This is a genomic window from Emticicia agri, from assembly GCF_004168285.1.
In the GTDB taxonomy this organism is placed as follows: domain Bacteria; phylum Bacteroidota; class Bacteroidia; order Cytophagales; family Spirosomataceae; genus Emticicia; species Emticicia agri.
The window spans coordinates 133,377-151,555 of the sequence record NZ_SEWF01000011.1; the positions used below are offsets into that span (position 1 = coordinate 133,377).

The window sequence follows — 18,179 nt, forward strand, 5'->3', positions numbered from 1 at the left end:
TTTACACCTGCTAAAGATATGCCAAAATTTTCCGTAATTCGCAGCCAGTATTGACATAATTAAGTGATTGTTTCTTGAAAATTCTTCTGATAAATACCGATGATAGCATGGGTGGAGCAGCCATTGCCTGTTTAAGATTGCTGTCGGTTTTAGATGAAGAAAAAGACATTGAAGCTAAGCTATTGGTGCAGGAAAAGAAACGCAATCGGGCTGATGTAATAGCCGTTGCTCAAAGCTGGCTCGAAAAAAAATGGTATTCGGGCGTTTCGTTGCCGAACGGTTATATTTCCGGCTACATGAGAAGAATAAAGAAATACGCTTCGCTTTTTCGCCTGCTAATACAGGCATTGATATTTCGCAACACCCTTTGGTACAAGAAGCCGACATTCTGCATTTACACTGGGTCAATTTCGGGTTTCTTTCTATTCAGTCGCTTCAAAAACTATTCAGTTCAGGCAAACCTATTGTCTGGACATTGCACGATATGTGGGCGTTTACAGGTGGTTGCCACCATAGCGGCGACTGTGAGCATTATCAGAATCATTGTGGCAACTGTTTCCCTTATCTGCGCAATCCCTCACCTGATGATTTATCAGCTAAAATCTGGCAGAAAAAGCATAAGATTTTCGGTGAAACTGAGAAACTGCCCCCTGTTCAGATAATCGGCTGTAGTGAATGGTTGGCCAATAGAGCACGTAAAAGCAGTTTATTTAAAAACCTGCCCATCAGTGTCATTCCGAATCCTTTAGATACAAATATTTTTAAACCCATAGCTAAAGCAGAAGCAAGAGTAAAATTGAACCTGCCTGTAGATAAGAAGTTGATTCTATTTGCGGCCGCTAAGGTTACCGTTATCTGGAAAGGATTCAGCTATTTTCAGGAAGCACTGCAAATTTTAAAAGAACAAATCAGCCATTCAACCGATATTGAGTTAGTGATTTTAGGCGAAAGCGATGGAGAAGTGAATAAAACATTACCTTTCAAAACCCACGCCTTAGGTCGCATAACAGACATAGAGAAAATTGCACTGATTTACTCGGCGGCCAATGTATTTACGATTCCGTCTATTCAGGAAAACCTGCCTAATACCATTATGGAAGCAATGGCCTGCGGTACTCCGGCAGTAGGTTTTGAAGTAGGTGGCATCCCCGAAATGATTGAGCATCAGCAAACAGGGTTTTTAGCTACTTATAAATCAGCCGAAAATTTTGCAGAAGGCATAAAATGGGTTTTGTATGAGGCTGATGCTGAGGTATTGGCTGAAAATGCAAGGAAAAAGGTCTTGGAAAATTATTCACAGGAGGTGGTGAAGGGGAGGTATTTAGAGGTATATAAATCCCTTGCGGAATGAAAGTAAACAGCGTTTTCGTAGAGACGCACGGTTCGCCGCGCGAGTGCCTGCGTCTTCAAGGGTCTATATAGTCTGAATTAACATGTTTTGGTGCAGTTTTTTTTGCAGAATAATTAGTTATTCCCGATTGGCAGTCTCCTGAAACATATCTCAATTGCACAACAAACTGTACCTACTGTGGACGATTTAAAAAATCGTGATACATTTTACATCCTCATAAGCCTTAACTACCATCTCTTGCAACTCCCCTATCAATTCTTGTGCATTGGCTCTTTTTTGTTCCATTTCTTCTACCGTAAGCCTTGACAGAAATTTTTTTATCTGCCCATCTAATGGCTTGTTTTCTTCTATCAACCAAGCTGCTTTATGCAACAAAGCCCATGTATCGGCCTGCTTATTGCCACAAAACAACATACTGGCTCCGGCACAAATAGAGCTCACCGCCTTTGAGGGTACGGCTATATGTGTCCACTCCTGTAACAGGCTCACCAGATGTACATCTATAAAATGCAACTGGCTACGTGGCACACTTTTCAGAATTGTAATGCCTTCCTTATGCTGTGCATAGCCTAAAACCCCATCAGCCTTTTCACCATAAATCGCTAATATCAAATGATGCTTTTGTGTATCGAGATTATCAATAAATCTCAGCAGAAACTCATCAGAATGAGGTTTGGCTAAATTGCCACAATAGCCGAAGTAAATTTTACCATCTGCTTTTTTCCAGTCGGGTGTATTAAGTTCATTTTCCTGATGGAATAATACGCCACAAGGTAGAATCGTAGTCGGAATTTCCTGTTGATAACTTTGCTTGATGAAAGTGGCCTGATTAGGGCCTAAAGCGATGAGGTGTTGCGGGGGCTTCTGATACGTTTTTTTAAGTATCCAGCGATAAATGGCATTGGTAGGTTTAATAGTTCCTGCCGCTGCAAAACCTTCAGGGAATAAGTCCATCGACCACAGCACCCAGTCTTTCAGAAACCATGTTGCCCAGAAAGGCAATAGTGGCGGGCTCGTCATGACAATCACTTTGCCTTTATTCAGTCTTTTGGCTTTCCGAATCAGAAAAAGCCCGTCTAATGTCCCTGAAATTAATTTTAACACCCCATTTTTACCTTCATAAATCGTACTGACAGGGTGTAAAATTCCAATAGGTTGGCGTATCTGTCCACCGCCGTCGTAGGTACGGTCAATATACACAATATGTACTTCTGCCTGGTATTTTTCTATCAGATACTTAGCCATATCCCACGCTGACTCTCCGGTAATACCGGGGTTAGGCGGATAATGACGGTTAACAATCGTAATGACAGGCGGTGTTTTTTCAGCTATCTCAGACATGCAATAAAGGCTTGGTAAAAGCCTTGCAAAGGTAGGGCAATAATAGGAGAATTGAAAACTTTAACAGACACCGCAATCAGTCATTAAAACGTAAACTTATTCTGTATGCTCCTGGTCATAGTATTTATACCCACGCATAATATTATACCTGAACACCAGACCAAAATTAAAGCTGATGCCATTGGTTAACTGCTGTGCTTTAGATACAACAGTCTGATTAATGGTATAATTAACATCTGAACGTACCAGTCCTTTAGGAGAAATGTTGCCTCTTGCATAAACAACAATCGATAAACTATTAGATACCCTTCCATGCAACTCTACCAGAACTTCTGCCTGAGCTACGGCACGTTTGCTTAAAAAAGTTTCGCTTTTTATCTGATGTTTGATAGTGTCTCTCGGATATTGAGGGTCGAATGAATACCCATTAAAAGTGCGCTGTGCTATTTTTTTATCTGCCGCATCAGGCGAGAGCAGTATCCCTGCTCCCACATGGATGGTCGCATTTTTGGTAATAGGGTCTATGGTTAATATCTTTCGTTTGTAGCGTATCGGAATTGTCTGAAGCGGCGTTCCAAGGCGAAGAATATAGGGGTAAGACCTGCCCAAGTCTATTGCCTGTATCACATAAGTAGGGTTTTTATAATAACCTGCTTCAATAGACCAGGTATCATTCATGTTATAACCCAATACCAGCCCCCAATATAAATCTTTCCCTTTTTCCTTACCAATCAGGTTATCAGGATTATTGGTTACAGTTGACTGGTTAAATTCCATGCCTCCTTCTAAACCTAAATATAAATTTACTGACTTCCGATCGAGGTTCGGGTAAGCGTTGTTCTTTACATCGCTTCTCTGGCTCGGCTTTTTGTAGTAGTCATCTTCTTCCTGGCCGAAAGTAAACAATGAATAGCACACAAAACTTAATAAAAGTATAACTGACTTCATAATTAGGGGAAATGTGTTCAAATTTACGAAAAATTCCTTACAGCACGACGGTCGCCCCCAACCCCTCTCCCGAGGGAGTGGAGAGCTAAAAGTCCATCTCCTTCAGTAAGAGGGATTTAGGGCGACCCGCATAGGGTAAAGGGAATCAACAAACTGAAAGACGCTCAAAACTTCAAAATAGTTGTTATCGAAAATAATATTTTTCATAACCAAAGAAAAAATAGAACTATTAAAAGATTTTGTAGTATTTAGTAAAAGAATCGTGGTAAAATTTCGTGATGTTAGCGAAAAGAAAATTTATATTTGTCCTACGAAAATCGTCTGACCCCATAAAAGAATGAGCAAAAAAAGAATGAGTAAATTTACTCATTTGCTCAGTCTTATTACTCACTTTCTATCTATCAATGATGAAAACATTAGATACTTATGATTTCTCGGGCAAAAAAGCCCTCATTAGAGTTGACTTCAATGTACCTCTGAACGAAAAATATGAAATCACTGATGACACTCGGATTACTGCAACCATACCGACTATCAAGAAGATTTTAAAAGATGGTGGCGCCTGTATTCTGATGTCTCACTTAGGACGTCCGAAAGATGGGCCGACTGAAAAATACTCATTAAAACATCTGGTGAACCCGCTTTCGGTGATATTGGGTTTACAGGTGAAATTTGCTGACGATTGTATCGGAGAGTCTGCTACTGAGCAAGCTGCTAACCTGAAACCCGGTGAAGTATTATTGCTTGAAAACCTGAGATTCTATAAAGAAGAAGAAAAAGGAGATGTGGCCTTTGCAGAAAAATTATCGAAACTGGGTAATGTATGGGTAAACGATGCTTTTGGTACTGCGCACCGTGCACATGCTTCTACGGCCGTTATCGGTCAGTTTTTTGAAGACCGTGTTTGCGGATATGTGATGCAGGCTGAAATTGACAATGCACAAAAAATTCTGGAACACGCCGAGCGTCCGTTTACAGCCATTATGGGTGGTGCTAAAATCTCAGATAAAATCCTGATTATAGAGCGCTTGTTAGATAAAGTAGATAACCTGATTATTGGTGGCGGAATGACCTATACTTTTACCAAAGCACAAGGTGGCGAAATTGGAAAATCTTTGTTAGAAGCCGACAAACAACCGCTTGCGTTAGAATTGATAGAAAAAGCCAAAGCCAAAGGCGTAAATCTGGTTTTGCCGTCTGACAATGTTTGTGCTGACAAATTCTCAAACGATGCTAACAAACAGATAGTAGAAACCGGAAAAATTCCTGCTGACTGGGAAGGACTTGACATTGGCCCTGAAACCATTAAAACTTTCACCGAGATTCTTGAAAAATCAAAAACCATTCTCTGGAATGGCCCGATGGGTGTTTTTGAGTTTCCGAATTTTGCCATAGGTACTAATGCCATTGCAGAAGCAGTAGTAAAAGCTACCGAAGAAAATGGTGCTTTCTCATTAATTGGTGGCGGTGATTCAGCCTCAGCCGTAAACAATGCAGGTTATGGCGACCGTGTGTCTTATGTATCAACAGGTGGAGGAGCCTTATTAGAATATATGGAGGGCAAAACCCTGCCGGGTGTAGCAGCTTTGGAATAGTTCCTTTAGTGGAATGTTTCCCAAATTTCAGACAAAATTTGAATTAAATTTTATAGAAATGAGCCTGATATTGTATCGGGCTCATTCTATTTAGATTGGGTTTGTTTCCCCATCATATAATCTCATCGCCTTAGTTTAATAACAATAAAAGGTAATTAAGGTCAATTACTAATGAATGTAAGATAGGAGCAGCTTTATTAATAATATCTTTGCAGAAGGAATTTGGAAAAGTGCCAGATATGAATATACTTGCTTTTAATCTTTTTAGAATTGATAATAAGTGCAAAAGACTAAAAAACTTTGATTTTTATAAATTATAAAAATTATTTCATCAAAAGTGTATTACTTCTACATAAGTAACTCAGCCAATTTTATTTAATAAACAACTTTTTTATTGTGACAACTAAAAACAATCAATGCTATATGAATCCAAAATACTTCTTTGCTTTTTTTTTAATGTCTGTAACCATTTCGTATGGGCAAACTATTAAAATAGATAATGGTATACTTTTTAACTCTTATCGTAATAAATTAGGCTTAGAGATATTAAGACCAAATACCACATCTTATTCTACAGCTTTAGGTATAGATTTCCTACAAAAAGAAAGAACCTATTTATCTTCACAGATAGGATATTTACAAGTAAGAGGTAAAGACTCTTTTGATATGGGGGCAGGAAAAACAGATGTTCAGGAGAAGGCTAATTATTTACATTTGAATACAACATTCAGATATTTATTTCTTAAAGATAAAGTCGTAGATGCTTTTATAGGAGCAGGCCCTTTTGTTAATTTTCTATTAGGGGATAAGCAATTAAAATCATCAATATATAAGGATTTTTATGAGTATAATACTTTATATTTTGGAGGTAGACCAGAGATAGGTATTTCCAAACAACTCAATAGATTCAGAATTGATCTAACTGGGCAGTACATGTTTAATTTGACACCTTCAATTAAGAGTGAAGGTATCAAATTAAACAATAATACTTACAGCCTTCACATAACACTTGGTTATAAATTAAGATAAAACTTTCTAACTAATCTAAAGCTTAAGGTGTATAAGTAGAGTAAGAAAATAAAATACCCCCAAGAAGTGTCTGACTTTTGGGGGTACTATCTATTAAATATCTTTCCTCAACAGAGGGTTCTGTTTTACCACAGTTTAATGTTGGTAAAATAGAGTCCAACAGCGATAACAAGTGTAAGTATGCCCACTAATAAAAGCTCTGCATACTTCACGGGCGATTCAGTTTTTGTAGTTTTTTGCATAATTATCTAAAGGTTTCCGGGATTTAATTATTGATATAACGCATTTCTGCGAAAAAAAGATGCACGCCTCCTATAGAATCTGCCCATATTTTTATCTAACGGTAAACTTCATTGAAAAACAATACAGAATAAGACGTACTTTTTTTCGAAAACACTATCTTTGCGCCTTGTTTTAAACTTTAGTGGATTTACTTAGTTTTTATAGATAAAATTCACTCATCCTTTATTCATAAAAATGTCAAAAGTTATTATCATTGGTGCCGGTGGAGTCGGCAGTGTAGTGGCGCATAAATGTGCCATGAACTCCCACGTTTTTACAGAAATTCTATTAGCCAGCAGAACCCAGTCGAAATGCGATAAAATTGCAGCCGATATTCAGGAAATGCACGGTGTAACAATACAAACAGCCAAAGTTGATGCCGATAATGTACCTGAATTAGTAGCTCTGATTAAAAGCTTTCAGCCAAAAATGGTAATCAACGTGGCACTTCCTTATCAGGATTTAACCATTATGGACGCCTGCCTTGAAACAGGTGTACACTATCTTGATACAGCCAATTATGAACCTAAAGATGTAGCCAAATTTGAATATAGCTGGCAATGGGCTTATCAGGACCGATTTAAAGACGCAGGCTTGATGGCACTATTGGGTTGTGGTTTCGACCCGGGCGTTACACAGGTTTTCTGTGCCTATGCCAACAAACACCATTTCGACGAAATGCATTACCTCGATATTATTGACTGTAATGCAGGTAATCATGGTAAAGCATTTGCTACCAACTTTAACCCCGAAATCAACATTCGTGAAATTACACAGAATGGTCGTTACTGGGAAAATGGCGAATGGGTAGAAATTCCACCGATGTCGATTCACAAACCTATCGATTATCCTGAAATCGGGCCAAAAGAATCGTATGTATTATACCACGAAGAATTGGAATCACTGGTGAAGAACTTTCCAACGCTGAAACGTGCCAGATTCTGGATGACATTCGGACAGGCGTATCTTACACATCTGGAAGTGCTTCAGAATGTAGGCATGACCCGCATAGACCCTGTGAAATTTAATGGTATAGACATTGTACCTTTAGAGTTTCTGAAAGCTGTATTACCTGCACCTGATACCTTGGGTGAAAATTATACAGGCCAAACCTCAATCGGTTGTCAGATTAAAGGTGTAGAAGACGGCAAAGACAAAACTTATTATGTATGGAATAACTGCGACCATGCCGAATGTTACCGTGAAGTAAAAGCGCAGGCGGTATCTTATACTACTGGTGTACCGGCCATGATTGGAGCCATGCTTATGCTTACCAACCCAGAATGGCAAAAACCCGGTGTATGGAACTGTGAAGAGTTGAATCCTGACCCTTTCATGGATTTACTCAATACCCAGGGTTTACCCTGGCACGAGAGAGTAAACATATCGTTACCTCACGAATATTAATAAAATCAGGAATCCACTAAGCATTTAGTGGATTTTTTTCGTTTTAGGGTTATATTGCATTACATAAACCTGACAATCTAATGAAAGCTATCTCTTTCGCAGCTGCCTGCTGCTTTAGTTTAAGTACTGTTATGGCACAGGAAACCAATGTGCTTACGGCTGTGGCTACCAATAATATGCCCCGCACCAATGGTCTTCCGGCCGGAACGATGACCACTATAGGGGCTTATGATTTACGTTATGAGGGCACCAAGGGCTCAAAATATTTTATTGATGAGTGGCTTTCAGGTGAATTGGTTTTTGTGAAAGAAAATACCAAAGCCCCAAAGACTGTACCACTCAAATATGATTCGCAAAGCAAAGAATTATTATATAAACGCTCAGTAGGCGATTCAATTATTGTGAATCCAAGTCAGATTACAGGCTTTGTTATTCATGATGCCAGAAACAATGCAAGTTTTCCCTTTGTAAAATTTGAGGGATTAAAAACTGAAGGTGGTACAGTACCAGTTGCTTATATGATGGTATTGTATAAAAACAAAACTTCATTGCTGAAATATGTAAGTAAAATGATGAATAAGGCCAACTATTCGGCCTTATCGAATGTTGACCGCCGCTATGACGAATATACAGACAATTCGGAATATTTTATTCAAAAGCCCGATGGCTCATTGAGCAAAGCTAAACTCAAGAAAAACGCTATTTTAAAGGCTTTAAACGACAAAGAAGATCAGTTAGAAGCTTATATTAAAAAGGAGAATCTTACATTTAAAGATGAGTATGATTTAGCAAGAGTAGTAGCTTATTACAATACTCTCTAAGATAGAATTATTAGTACAACAATCCCTTTCTCTGTGTTTTTTATGACATGGAGGAAGGGATTTTTGTTTTACAAACTACACGTTAATTAAACTCTGTCTATGAATATAACCTTGTAAAGCTCAGGCTTTTTAATGCTTTGGCAACCATTAGATAATATTTTCTTTACATAGGAAGATTAGCTTTGCATATAATGTAGCTTTTAATGATATTGGTAAAACTTACTACTCTTTTCTAAGGGGTAGCAATCAAGTTTTAATCATGGGTTCGGGTCTTAAGAAAGAAATAAACCTTATTAAATATGAAAAATATTGCCCTTATTGTAGTTGTTCTGAGCCTTATGACAGGCTGTAAAAACCAACAACCAAACGATAACCTGAGCAGTTCTGCTGTGCAGAAACTGGGTTTAAAAAGAGTTAAACTAACCAATGGCTGGGCATTAACTCCTATTGGCAAAAGCCTGAAACTGCAGGACTTACCACTCAATTTAGTGGTTTCTCCTTCAAAAAAATACCTGGCAGTTACCAATAACGGACAAAGTACTCAAAGTATCACCCTCATTGATGTGGCAACCGAAACAATCTTAGACGATGAACCCATCGAAAAATCATGGTTAGGTTTAGCCTTTAGCCCTGACGAAAAGCACCTCTATGCCTCTGCAGGAAATGACAATAAAATTAATATCTATAAAATTGAAAATAACCAACTGCAAAAGGAAGGCGAGATTATTCTGGATAAACCCTGGCCTGTAAAGGTTTCACCAGCAGGACTCTGCGCCACCGAAAAGCATATTTTTGTAGTTGCCAAAGAGAATAATACACTCTATCAGTTAGATATTGCTTCAAAAAGTATTCTGAAAAAGATACCTCTTGCCGCAGAGGCCTATACCTGCATACTCTCGCCCGATAAAGGCCTGTTATATATATCGCTTTGGGGTGGAGCCAAAGTACTGATATATGATATTGCGGCGGCGAAAATCATTGACGAAATAGCAGTTGATAAAAACCCCAACGACATGGTACTTACCAAAAATGGGCAGTACCTCTATGTTTCTCATGGAAATGACAATACGGTGTCCCTCATTGATACCAAACTAAAACAACGCATCGAAACGCTTTCCTGCGCACTTTATCCAGACTCACCTATTGGTTCAACACCCAATGGCGTTGCCTTGAGTGATGATGAAGAATACCTTTTCATAGCCAATGCTGATAATAACTGCTTAGCTGTTTTTGAGGTAGAAGAAAAAGGAAAAAGCCGTTCGTTAGGTTTTATTCCTACAGGTTGGTATCCCACTTCTGTCAAAACAATCGGTGATAAAGTGTATGTAACGAATGGCAAAGGACTTTCCTCTTCGGCTAACCCCAAAGGGCCAAATCCGGTAAGTTCCAAGAGTCCGCAATTCAAAGGAGCCAACCCCGAGGCTGTTAGGGGTACGCAGTACATAGGTGGTTTGTTTAAAGGAACATTATCGATTTTTAATTTCCCTGACGAAAAAACATTAGCCGATTACTCAACAATTGTCTATGAAAATACGCCCTACAATAAAGCTAAGGAACTGGAGAGCGAAGGCCAGAAAGGAAACCCGATTCCGACCAAATTAGGTCAGAAATCGCCTATCAAATATGTATTCTATGTCATTAAAGAAAACCGTACTTACGACCAGGTTTTAGGCGATGTAAAAACCGGCAATGGTGATACTACATTATGCTTGTTTCCCAGACGGATTACGCCAAATCAGCACGCCTTAGTAAATGAGTTTGTTTTGTTAGATAATTTTTATGTAGATGCCGAAGTAAGTGCCGACGGACACAACTGGTCAATGGCTGCCTATGCCAACGACTATGTAGAGAAAACCTGGGTAACAAGCTATGGTGGGCGTGGCGGTACCTATGACTATGAAGGAAGCCGTGAAATTGCCTATCCGAAAAATGGCTTTATATGGGATTTTGCGCATCGGGTGGGTGTCACTTTCAGGTCGTATGGCGAATTTTCGGAGCAACGAGCAAAAATGCCCAATCTGAAAAACAATTGTAGTCTGAAATTTCCGCCTTATAATCTTTCTATTAAAGATATAACCCGTGTAGATGCCTGGAAAGCCGATTTTGATTCTTTATTAGCTAAAAACAGCGTGCCTCAATTAAGCATCGTTCGTCTCGGAAACGACCATACGGCAGGTGCAAGAGTAGGTATGCCAACCACCGAAGCTATGGTGGCTGATAATGACCTTGCGGTTGGAAAATTAGTTGAACATATTTCTAAATCTGGTATCTGGGAACAATCTGTTGTATTTATTTTAGAAGATGATGCCCAGAATGGGTCAGACCACGTAGATGCGCACCGTTCAACTGCCTACGTAGCCGGTGGGTATGTAAAACGTGGATATGTTGACCATACCATGTATTCAACCTCAAGTATGTTGCGTACTATGGAGTTAATTTTAGGAATTCCGCCGATGAGTCAATACGATGCCGCTGCTACACCTATGTGGCGTTGTTTCAGTAAAACGGCTAATACCAAGCCTTTTACTGCGCTAAAAAATAATATTAATTTAGATGAACGCAATGTGGCAGTCAACCGGAACTCAATTAAATCTTCAGAGTTCGATTTATCGAAGCCCGATTTAATTAATGATTTAGAATTCAGCCAGATTGTATGGCAGTCGGTAAAAGGACTAAAAAGCCACATGCCTGCGCCTAAAAGAAGTGCTTTTTTAATGCTGAAAGAAGAAGAGGAAGATGAGGATGATTGAGAGTATGTTTAAAAATTATTTACGATTATAAAATTTTGAAGTAACCTCTCAGCTTGGACCTCCTGATAAATCAGATATAATTTATCAGGAGGCCCTTAAATTTAGACAATCGTCTAACAACCTTCCTACTATAACCAAAATACCTCTCTCCTATTTATACAATTCTCATCATAAACATGATTTAACATTCGGCAAAATCTATTTACTGAATTCATCAAAATAAATATTTAGATAATTATCTAAATATTTATTGATTTTTCTTGCAGGAATCAATTTTGTTTCTTAACGTTGTATCGTAGTTCCAACAAAAACTACAAATGTTCAACTTAAACTTTACAAAAAAATGGAAACCCATGTTCCGGCAACAATGCCTGTGACGCTCGATGAGATTATTTTCGAGCACCGAAACAAAAACTATGGAGCCTATGAGCTTCGAAAAACTTATACTTCTACTGTCAACCGTGCCATGTGGATTGGCATCACGCTCTTTTCAGCACTCTTTATTACTTCTTACATTTTTGCACATCAGAAAGATAAAGAGGAAAAAGTAACTATCGTTGAGTTAAATCCAGGGCTTATTAAACCGGATGAAATTCCGCCAGTTGAACCGCTTCCGGAGCCGGAGCCACCAAGAGAAGTTGAGCGTGCCAGAACTATTCAGTATGTAGCTCCAGAAGTAGTACAAAATACAGAAGAGGAGATACCACCACCAACACCAGAGGAAATGGAAACCGCAGTTATTAGTACTGCAACAACGCCTGGAGAAGATGCAACAAGCATTATTACCGAAGCCCCCCCGGCAATTGCTCCTCCGGTTGAAACAAAGATTGCAGAAGTAGAAGATGAAAATAAGGAATTTATAACAGTAGAAGTAAATCCGTCATTTGTTGGTGGTACAAGTGAACTGTACAAATTTCTGGGAAAAACATTGCAATATCCATCAGCAGCGCAGAGAAACAATGTAGGCGGACGCGTTTATATGAGTTTTGTTATCGAAAAAGATGGCAGTATTACTGATGTAAAAGTAGTAAAAGGTGTAGGTTTTGGTTTGGACGAAGAAGCTACCAGAGTAGTGAAGCTGATGCCAAAATGGATTCCGGGAAAACAAAACGGTAGAAACGTGAGAGTAAGATTTACATTACCAGTAACATTTAAACTTGAATAGCAAATGAGCACACAATTAATGCCCCGAAGCCCCCCGAAATGAAGTATTTCGATTTCGTCAAAATTTTTTTATTTGAGGTAATACCGACAGTCCGGGTGATTTTCGCCCGGACTGTTTTTTTGGCAACAATTAATTGCCACAATGTACACAAGGGTAACACAATGTTACACAATAAAAAGATAGTGTAACATCGTGCCTCTTGTGTACATTGTGGCAAAATAATTTTAGTTATATTATATTTCTGCTAAACCAATCAAATCCGTCAAATCTGATAGAAAATGAGTAATTTTGCAGTCAATTAGATTAATTTCAGCAAATGGCCATTAATATAGCTAAAATCCCGTCGCCGTCTTATGTTTTAGAAGAAAAACTATTACGTCGGAATCTTGAATTACTGAATCGTGTACAAAATGAATCAGGCGCACAGATTATTCTGGCTCTGAAAGGTTTTTCGATGTATGCCACTTTCCCGATGGTGTATAAATATTTGTCAGGTGCAACAGCCAGCTCATTAAACGAAGCCCGACTGATTGTAGAAGAAATGGGTTGTCTGGCTCATACTTACTGCCCTGCTTATAAACCTGTTGAGTTTGCCGATATGATGCGTTATAGCAGCCATATTACGTTCAATTCGTTGAATCAATGGAATCAGTTTAAGCCTCAGATAGAAAAACACCGCAGAAAAATATCATGTGGATTAAGAATCAACCCACAATATGCCGAGGTTTCTACTGATATGTATAACCCATGCATTCCGGGTTCACGTCTGGGTATTACGAGAGATTTATTAGGCGAAAAACTACCTGAAGGTATTGAGGGTTTACACTCACACACCCTTTGTGAAAACGACTCTTATACCTTAGAGCGTACTTTAGTGCATATTGAAGAGAAATTCGGTGATTTATTGCACCAGATTAAATGGTTGAATCTGGGTGGCGGACACTTGATGACACGTGAAGGCTACGACCATGCGCACCTGATAAAACAGATTAAACGACTGCGGGAAACCTATCATATCGAAGTGATTCTTGAACCCGGTTCAGCTATCGGCTGGCAGACGGGGTATCTGGTATCTACCGTCTTAGATATTGTTGATGCCCAGGGGATTGATGTAGCAATCCTGGACGTGTCTTTTGCCGCTCATATGCCTGATACGCTTGAAATGCCCTATAAACCACGTATCTGGGGAGCAACTGATGCTGTAGAAGGTAAACCTACCTACCGCATGGGAGGAATGACCTGTCTGGCAGGTGATTTTATGGGTGATTATTCTTTCGACCAGCCTTTAAAAATCGGCGATACTGTGGTTTTTGATGATATGATACACTATACTATGGTAAAAACGACAACATTCAATGGTGTCGGGCTACCATCAATAGGTATCTGGAAAGAGAATGATGAGTTTGAGTTGTTGAAGAAATTTGGATTCAGAACTTACAAGGATAGGATATAAAAAACAGGATAGGCTCTCGCCTATCCTGCTACCTCATATATTACCTCATGTGCCTCATCAATTTGCGGTATTTCTAATTTTTCTATCATCCGCTCCAGCACATTCACAGGCACTACATATTCCCGGTTTCTGTTCTGACTGAGCAATTGAAGATAAGGCACTTCCAGATAAATCAGCTTTACTGTTGCCCCGTAAGTAACCATTAAATCTATCAGTTGCTGGCGGTTCTGACGGGTGATATTCGTAGCATTCCACACAAAAGACTGCTTCCTTCTTAAATACACACGAGCCTGTTCTTTGGCTAACTGAATCACCCTGCCATTATTCTCTTTATCAGTCGGGCTTATTTTTAACTCTCTGCGGATATTATCGAGACTAATAACAGGTATATCTCCCAGCTGCTTCTGAATATAGGTATCTTTTCCTGTACCCGGCAAAGCCGATAAAACAATTACCTCAAAGAAACTATCTTTATTCTGATAAGGTTCATAGTCAGCACTGCGTGACTCTTTGTTGAAATATTCAAACCTTGCCAGATTAGAGGGAAAAGCCTTGGGTTTACCCCAACAGTCCTTTTCTATACAAAACTCTTTGAATAATTCCACTCTATAAAGTAAATCCGCTTTATCTGCACATTCCCTGCCCAGTACATCAGCTTTTGCCAGAAGTACTAACCATTGCAGATTCACCGCTAAACTTGCCTGATACAATGCTTTTTCAGGATTTTCTTTTTCAAAAATCCATAAAGGTAAGCCATGATAACGTACTAGTTTAGCTATTGTCTCACGAATGCCAAAGGGTGTCGGTATCTCCCGATACAATATCTGTCTGACTGTCCGCTCCCCTTTTTTAGCATGTCCTTTTGACGTGATGCTTCCATCCTGTTCCAGAACCGTTGTAGAACGTTTCTCAATATCATGCATCAAGGCAGAAGCCCATAGAATTTCCTGTGCCTGTGCATCTAAATCCTGAAATTCGGGTAGTTTACCCATTTCTTCTACCACCATTCGGGTATGTATTTCTACATCTCTCTCAGCGTGGTGTCGGGCATCTTGCGGCACACCTCGCATATCACGCACCCACAAGAATGTTTCATAGAGATGCTCCCATGTTTTGTTTTTGCTTAATTGCCACATAGCCCACCTCCTTTTTCGTGTATCAGGGGAGCACGTTTCCAGTTACGTGTCCAGTGTTCATTGGTTTTTACGTGTCCTTTTCTTACGTATTTCAATACATTTGCAGCAAAGGTATCCACCGGATATTCAGCCATGTTACGGCTCACAATGCCTTCAATAGTGCAAGGTTTTTGTGTAGCTATATCTACTGAATCAAACACGCTGGGTTGCGAAATCTTCACCAATATATCTGCCTCAAATTCTTTCTGAGATACAGGCATCGTTGCTTCGCCCAATACATTTACTACGGGTAAATCAAATAGCTGGGCTATGAATTGGGTTTCTTCCCATGAAAGCCAGTAATCTAATTGTCTTATCCCAAAAACAAAGTAATGCGCCGGAAGTTTCAGGTATTCAATGGAATGAATGGCGTAGAGGTTTTCGCCAAAAATCTCATAATCGCCTAAGTCATTTTTCAAAAGCTCCCAATGCTGACGTATCTGTTGTGTCCAAGGTGAGGTGGTTGGGGTAGCATGCGAACGGGCAAAAACCCCATAGCGGCTCAGGCAATTGTTTTCACCGTCGAGTTTTTCGGTGTGTACAATGTGCGGTACCTGTTGGAAATCATTCCAGTAAGTATAATTGATTCTATCGTCGGAAGTCGTACCGGGAGAAAACGGATAATGGTACGTTCTTCCATATTTTCTTGAAATTGCCATTTTGTAATTAATTTAAATCCTAAACAATACCATAGCAGCCTGCTGGTTATCAGCAAGTTACTGTCGATGATGTCTGGATACGCATTACATGGTTTCTCAAGAATTTGAAGGATTACTTATATTTATTTTTTTGTAAAGGTAGGGAGAAATTTCAAAAACAAAAAATCCAACAAAAAAGCCTTTCCCTGAAGAGAAAGGCCTTTATAAATATATCGTATGTGCTACGATTATGCTTCAGCAACTACTTTTACAGTTACTTTTTGTTTCACTTCTTTATGAAGGTCAACAGTAGCTGAGTAATCACCTACATTTTTGATGTCTTCTAAAGCGATTTTCTTGCGGTCGATGTCAAATCCTTTTTCTTTCAAGGCATCTGCCACTTGTGTGTTAGTTACACGACCGAAGATACGACCACTCTCACCGGTTTTCATCGGGATAGTGATTTCGATACCGCCGATAGCTTCTGCTATATTTAAAGCTTCAGTTTTGATTTTCTCGGCTTTATGAGCAGCTTGTTTAAGGTTTTCTGCCAGAACCTTACGATTCGACGTAGTGGCTAATTGTGCAAAGCCTTGCGGAATAAGGTAGTTACGGGCATAACCTGGCTTTACAACAACCAGATCATTTTTGTAGCCTAACCCTACTATATCAGTTTTTAATATTATTTCCATTTTTCTTACTTGTGAATGAGATATTTTATTGATTGAGCGATTGAGTGATTGTGTGATTGAGTGATTATTAAACCACATTCATTCACGGTAGCTTAAGCTACTTAATCACTGATTCACTCATTCACTAAATCACTAAATTATTTAAGTCCGTCTGCAACGAATGGTAATAAAGCCAGGTGTCTGGCACGTTTGATAGCTACAGAAACCTTGCGTTGGAATTTAAGGCTATTGCCCGTCAGACGGCGAGGAAGGATTTTACCTTGCTCATTCACAAATTTCAATAAGAAATTCGGGTCTTTATAATCTACATATTTAATACCGGCTTTTTTGAAGCGGCAATATTTTTTACGAGCCGTATCTTTTCTATCTACCGGGTCGTTTATCAATGACATTGTGTTATTTCTCATTATGCGTTTTCTTCGGTTGTTGCCTCAGCTTTTTCAGCTTTAGCAGGTTCTACATTTTTCTTTCCGATTAAGCCTTTGCTGCGGCGATCGCTGTAGTCAAGAGCATACTTGTCTAATTTCGTAGTCAAATAACGCATAACACGCTCATCACGTTTGAAATCTGTTTCCAATACTGCTACGATTTTTGCATCAGCTTTGTACTGGAACAACTGATAATAACCCGTGTTTTTGTGCTGAATGGTATAGGCCAATTTACGAAGACCCCAATGCTCTTCATGAACTAACTCAGCACCATTATCAGTCAATGTTTTTTTGAATTTTTCGACAGCTTCCTTTATCTGGGTTTCAGATAAAACGGGAGTTAAAATGAAAACTGTCTCATACTGGTTTTGAAACATACTAAAAACAGTGTTTAATTAAGAATTTTAAATTTGTCCTCAAAAATGAGGGTGCAAAGGTAAGAATTTTATGGTAGAATGAAAAGTATTGGGGAAATATTTTTTGTAAGTGGTTGAAACTGAGTCTTGAACTATGATTTACCCGCACGGCGTCCGCTGATTATATGATTGAACTGAATTGCAATGCGCAGCCTTCGTACGGTTGAAGGCTCAATTGAACTTAGACTTAAAAGACGTTTCATTAAAAAATCACTATAATCATTTAATCAGCGGACGCCGCGCGGCTAAATCAAAGTTCAGTGTCTTGTCCTGAAATAGGTTTACACAAACCTAAATAAAAACATGGCAAGAACAAAGACAAACAAAGGCTCAGGTTACAACCAAAACAAATTGCACTATGATTTAGATTTTAAATGGAGAGTATGCCAAGAATATCTGAATAGTTCAGAGACAAAAATAGCCATACAAAGAAGAAATGGTGTACAATGCAGAACAGCGATCGTAATATGGTTACGACAATTCGGTTTGAAAGATAAAATAAAGCCGTTATCTTTAAAAGAGCAACTTAGTTTACAAATGCCACAACCTAAACCAAAAAAAGTACAATTTGAGGAATCAGAGCTTGATAGACTTAAGAAGGAGTTAGCAGAAGCTAATTTAAGAGCTGAGGCATATCAGAAAATGATTGAGATAGCAGAGCAGGAATTTAAAATAGAGATCAAAAAAA

At 38.9% G+C, this 18,179-nt stretch carries 16 protein-coding genes; 9 read left to right on the forward strand and 7 right to left on the reverse strand.

Features of this window, described 5'->3' with window-relative positions; all coding sequences use genetic code 11:
* Positions 1 to 250: 250 nt before the first annotated feature.
* Positions 251 to 1,351 carry a glycosyltransferase family 4 protein gene (locus tag EWM59_RS09865; protein WP_207219963.1) on the forward strand — a complete coding sequence of 367 codons (1,101 nt, stop codon included), beginning with the start codon at positions 251 to 253 and terminating at the stop codon, positions 1,349 to 1,351.
* A gap of 186 nt (positions 1,352 to 1,537) precedes the next feature.
* Here the strand turns inward: EWM59_RS09865 and EWM59_RS09870 are convergent, their stop codons facing one another.
* Together EWM59_RS09870 and EWM59_RS09875 are read right to left on the reverse strand one after the other, a co-directional pair.
* Positions 1,538 to 2,692 (reverse strand): glycosyltransferase family protein, encoded by a 1,155-nt coding sequence (locus EWM59_RS09870; RefSeq protein WP_130020798.1) that lies wholly within the window; start codon positions 2,690 to 2,692, stop codon positions 1,538 to 1,540.
* A gap of 96 nt (positions 2,693 to 2,788) precedes the next feature.
* Positions 2,789 to 3,640: a hypothetical protein gene (locus EWM59_RS09875; protein ID WP_130020799.1), complete on the reverse strand. Its 852-nt coding sequence runs from the start codon at positions 3,638 to 3,640 to the stop codon at positions 2,789 to 2,791.
* Positions 3,641 to 4,047: 407 nt separating this feature from the next.
* Here EWM59_RS09875 and EWM59_RS09880 point away from each other — a divergent pair, with 407 nt between their 5' ends.
* From EWM59_RS09880 to nspC, 7 genes are all read left to right on the forward strand, one after another.
* On the forward strand, positions 4,048 to 5,235 hold the full coding sequence (locus EWM59_RS09880; protein WP_130020814.1) for a phosphoglycerate kinase: 1,188 nt from the start codon (positions 4,048 to 4,050) through the stop codon (positions 5,233 to 5,235).
* A 423-nt stretch (positions 5,236 to 5,658) separates the two neighbouring features.
* Complete coding sequence (locus tag EWM59_RS09885) at positions 5,659 to 6,264, forward strand: hypothetical protein (RefSeq protein ID WP_130020800.1); 606 nt, start codon at positions 5,659 to 5,661, stop codon at positions 6,262 to 6,264.
* A 477-nt stretch (positions 6,265 to 6,741) separates the two neighbouring features.
* A complete protein-coding gene (locus tag EWM59_RS09890; RefSeq protein WP_130020801.1) occupies positions 6,742 to 7,953 on the forward strand; it encodes a saccharopine dehydrogenase family protein in 1,212 nt (403 codons plus the stop codon).
* A gap of 80 nt (positions 7,954 to 8,033) precedes the next feature.
* Complete coding sequence (locus tag EWM59_RS09895; protein ID WP_130020802.1) at positions 8,034 to 8,774, forward strand: hypothetical protein; 741 nt, start codon at positions 8,034 to 8,036, stop codon at positions 8,772 to 8,774.
* Between the two features lie 299 nt (positions 8,775 to 9,073).
* Entirely contained in the window at positions 9,074 to 11,524 is a 2,451-nt protein-coding gene (locus tag EWM59_RS09900; protein WP_130020803.1) for a bifunctional YncE family protein/alkaline phosphatase family protein, read from the forward strand.
* Between the two features lie 343 nt (positions 11,525 to 11,867).
* Positions 11,868 to 12,689, forward strand: a complete 822-nt coding sequence (locus tag EWM59_RS09905) for an energy transducer TonB (RefSeq protein WP_229239327.1) — start codon at positions 11,868 to 11,870, stop codon at positions 12,687 to 12,689.
* 316 nt (positions 12,690 to 13,005) lie between these two features.
* Positions 13,006 to 14,142, forward strand: coding sequence for a carboxynorspermidine decarboxylase (gene nspC / locus EWM59_RS09910; protein WP_130020804.1), 1,137 nt, complete (start codon positions 13,006 to 13,008; stop codon positions 14,140 to 14,142).
* A gap of 20 nt (positions 14,143 to 14,162) precedes the next feature.
* On the opposite strand, the gene EWM59_RS09915 is transcribed toward nspC, so the two are convergent.
* The 5 genes from EWM59_RS09915 to rpsF form a co-directional block, all read right to left on the reverse strand.
* The gene (locus EWM59_RS09915) at positions 14,163 to 15,278 is read right to left on the reverse strand and encodes an AAA family ATPase (protein WP_130020805.1); all 1,116 of its coding nucleotides are present in this window, start codon (positions 15,276 to 15,278) and stop codon (positions 14,163 to 14,165) included.
* The gene (locus tag EWM59_RS09920; protein WP_130020806.1) at positions 15,266 to 15,976 is read right to left on the reverse strand and encodes an RNA ligase family protein; all 711 of its coding nucleotides are present in this window, start codon (positions 15,974 to 15,976) and stop codon (positions 15,266 to 15,268) included. Before EWM59_RS09920 ends, EWM59_RS09915 begins: the two co-directional genes overlap by 13 nt.
* Positions 15,977 to 16,203: 227 nt before the next feature.
* On the reverse strand, positions 16,204 to 16,647 hold the full coding sequence (gene rplI / locus EWM59_RS09925) for a 50S ribosomal protein L9 (RefSeq protein ID WP_130020807.1): 444 nt from the start codon (positions 16,645 to 16,647) through the stop codon (positions 16,204 to 16,206).
* 137 nt (positions 16,648 to 16,784) lie between these two features.
* Complete coding sequence (rpsR, locus tag EWM59_RS09930) at positions 16,785 to 17,039, reverse strand: 30S ribosomal protein S18 (protein WP_130020816.1); 255 nt, start codon at positions 17,037 to 17,039, stop codon at positions 16,785 to 16,787.
* Between the two features lie 14 nt (positions 17,040 to 17,053).
* Positions 17,054 to 17,452, reverse strand: a complete 399-nt coding sequence (gene rpsF / locus EWM59_RS09935; RefSeq protein ID WP_130020808.1) for a 30S ribosomal protein S6 — start codon at positions 17,450 to 17,452, stop codon at positions 17,054 to 17,056.
* A 342-nt stretch (positions 17,453 to 17,794) separates the two neighbouring features.
* Between rpsF and EWM59_RS09940 the strand changes: the two genes are divergently transcribed.
* Positions 17,795 to 18,179: hypothetical protein (locus tag EWM59_RS09940; RefSeq protein WP_207219964.1), on the forward strand; the 385-nt coding region annotated here is incomplete at its 3' end.

Excerpts from the sequence above, each read along its gene's own strand:
- EWM59_RS09865 (WP_207219963.1), top strand. The coding sequence starts at position 251 with ATGGTATTCGGGCGTTTCGTTGCCGAACGGTTATATTTCCGGCTACAT.
- EWM59_RS09870 (WP_130020798.1), bottom strand. The coding sequence starts at position 2,692 with ATGTCTGAGATAGCTGAAAAAACACCGCCTGTCATTACGATTGTTAAC.
- EWM59_RS09875 (WP_130020799.1), bottom strand. The coding sequence starts at position 3,640 with ATGAAGTCAGTTATACTTTTATTAAGTTTTGTGTGCTATTCATTGTTT.
- EWM59_RS09880 (WP_130020814.1), top strand. The coding sequence starts at position 4,048 with ATGAAAACATTAGATACTTATGATTTCTCGGGCAAAAAAGCCCTCATT.
- EWM59_RS09885 (WP_130020800.1), top strand. The coding sequence starts at position 5,659 with ATGAATCCAAAATACTTCTTTGCTTTTTTTTTAATGTCTGTAACCATT.
- EWM59_RS09890 (WP_130020801.1), top strand. The coding sequence starts at position 6,742 with ATGTCAAAAGTTATTATCATTGGTGCCGGTGGAGTCGGCAGTGTAGTG.
- EWM59_RS09895 (WP_130020802.1), top strand. The coding sequence starts at position 8,034 with ATGAAAGCTATCTCTTTCGCAGCTGCCTGCTGCTTTAGTTTAAGTACT.
- EWM59_RS09900 (WP_130020803.1), top strand. The coding sequence starts at position 9,074 with ATGAAAAATATTGCCCTTATTGTAGTTGTTCTGAGCCTTATGACAGGC.
- EWM59_RS09905 (WP_229239327.1), top strand. The coding sequence starts at position 11,868 with ATGGAAACCCATGTTCCGGCAACAATGCCTGTGACGCTCGATGAGATT.
- nspC (WP_130020804.1), top strand. The coding sequence starts at position 13,006 with ATGGCCATTAATATAGCTAAAATCCCGTCGCCGTCTTATGTTTTAGAA.
- EWM59_RS09915 (WP_130020805.1), bottom strand. The coding sequence starts at position 15,278 with ATGTGGCAATTAAGCAAAAACAAAACATGGGAGCATCTCTATGAAACA.
- EWM59_RS09920 (WP_130020806.1), bottom strand. The coding sequence starts at position 15,976 with ATGGCAATTTCAAGAAAATATGGAAGAACGTACCATTATCCGTTTTCT.
- rplI (WP_130020807.1), bottom strand. The coding sequence starts at position 16,647 with ATGGAAATAATATTAAAAACTGATATAGTAGGGTTAGGCTACAAAAAT.
- rpsR (WP_130020816.1), bottom strand. The coding sequence starts at position 17,039 with ATGTCATTGATAAACGACCCGGTAGATAGAAAAGATACGGCTCGTAAA.
- rpsF (WP_130020808.1), bottom strand. The coding sequence starts at position 17,452 with ATGTTTCAAAACCAGTATGAGACAGTTTTCATTTTAACTCCCGTTTTA.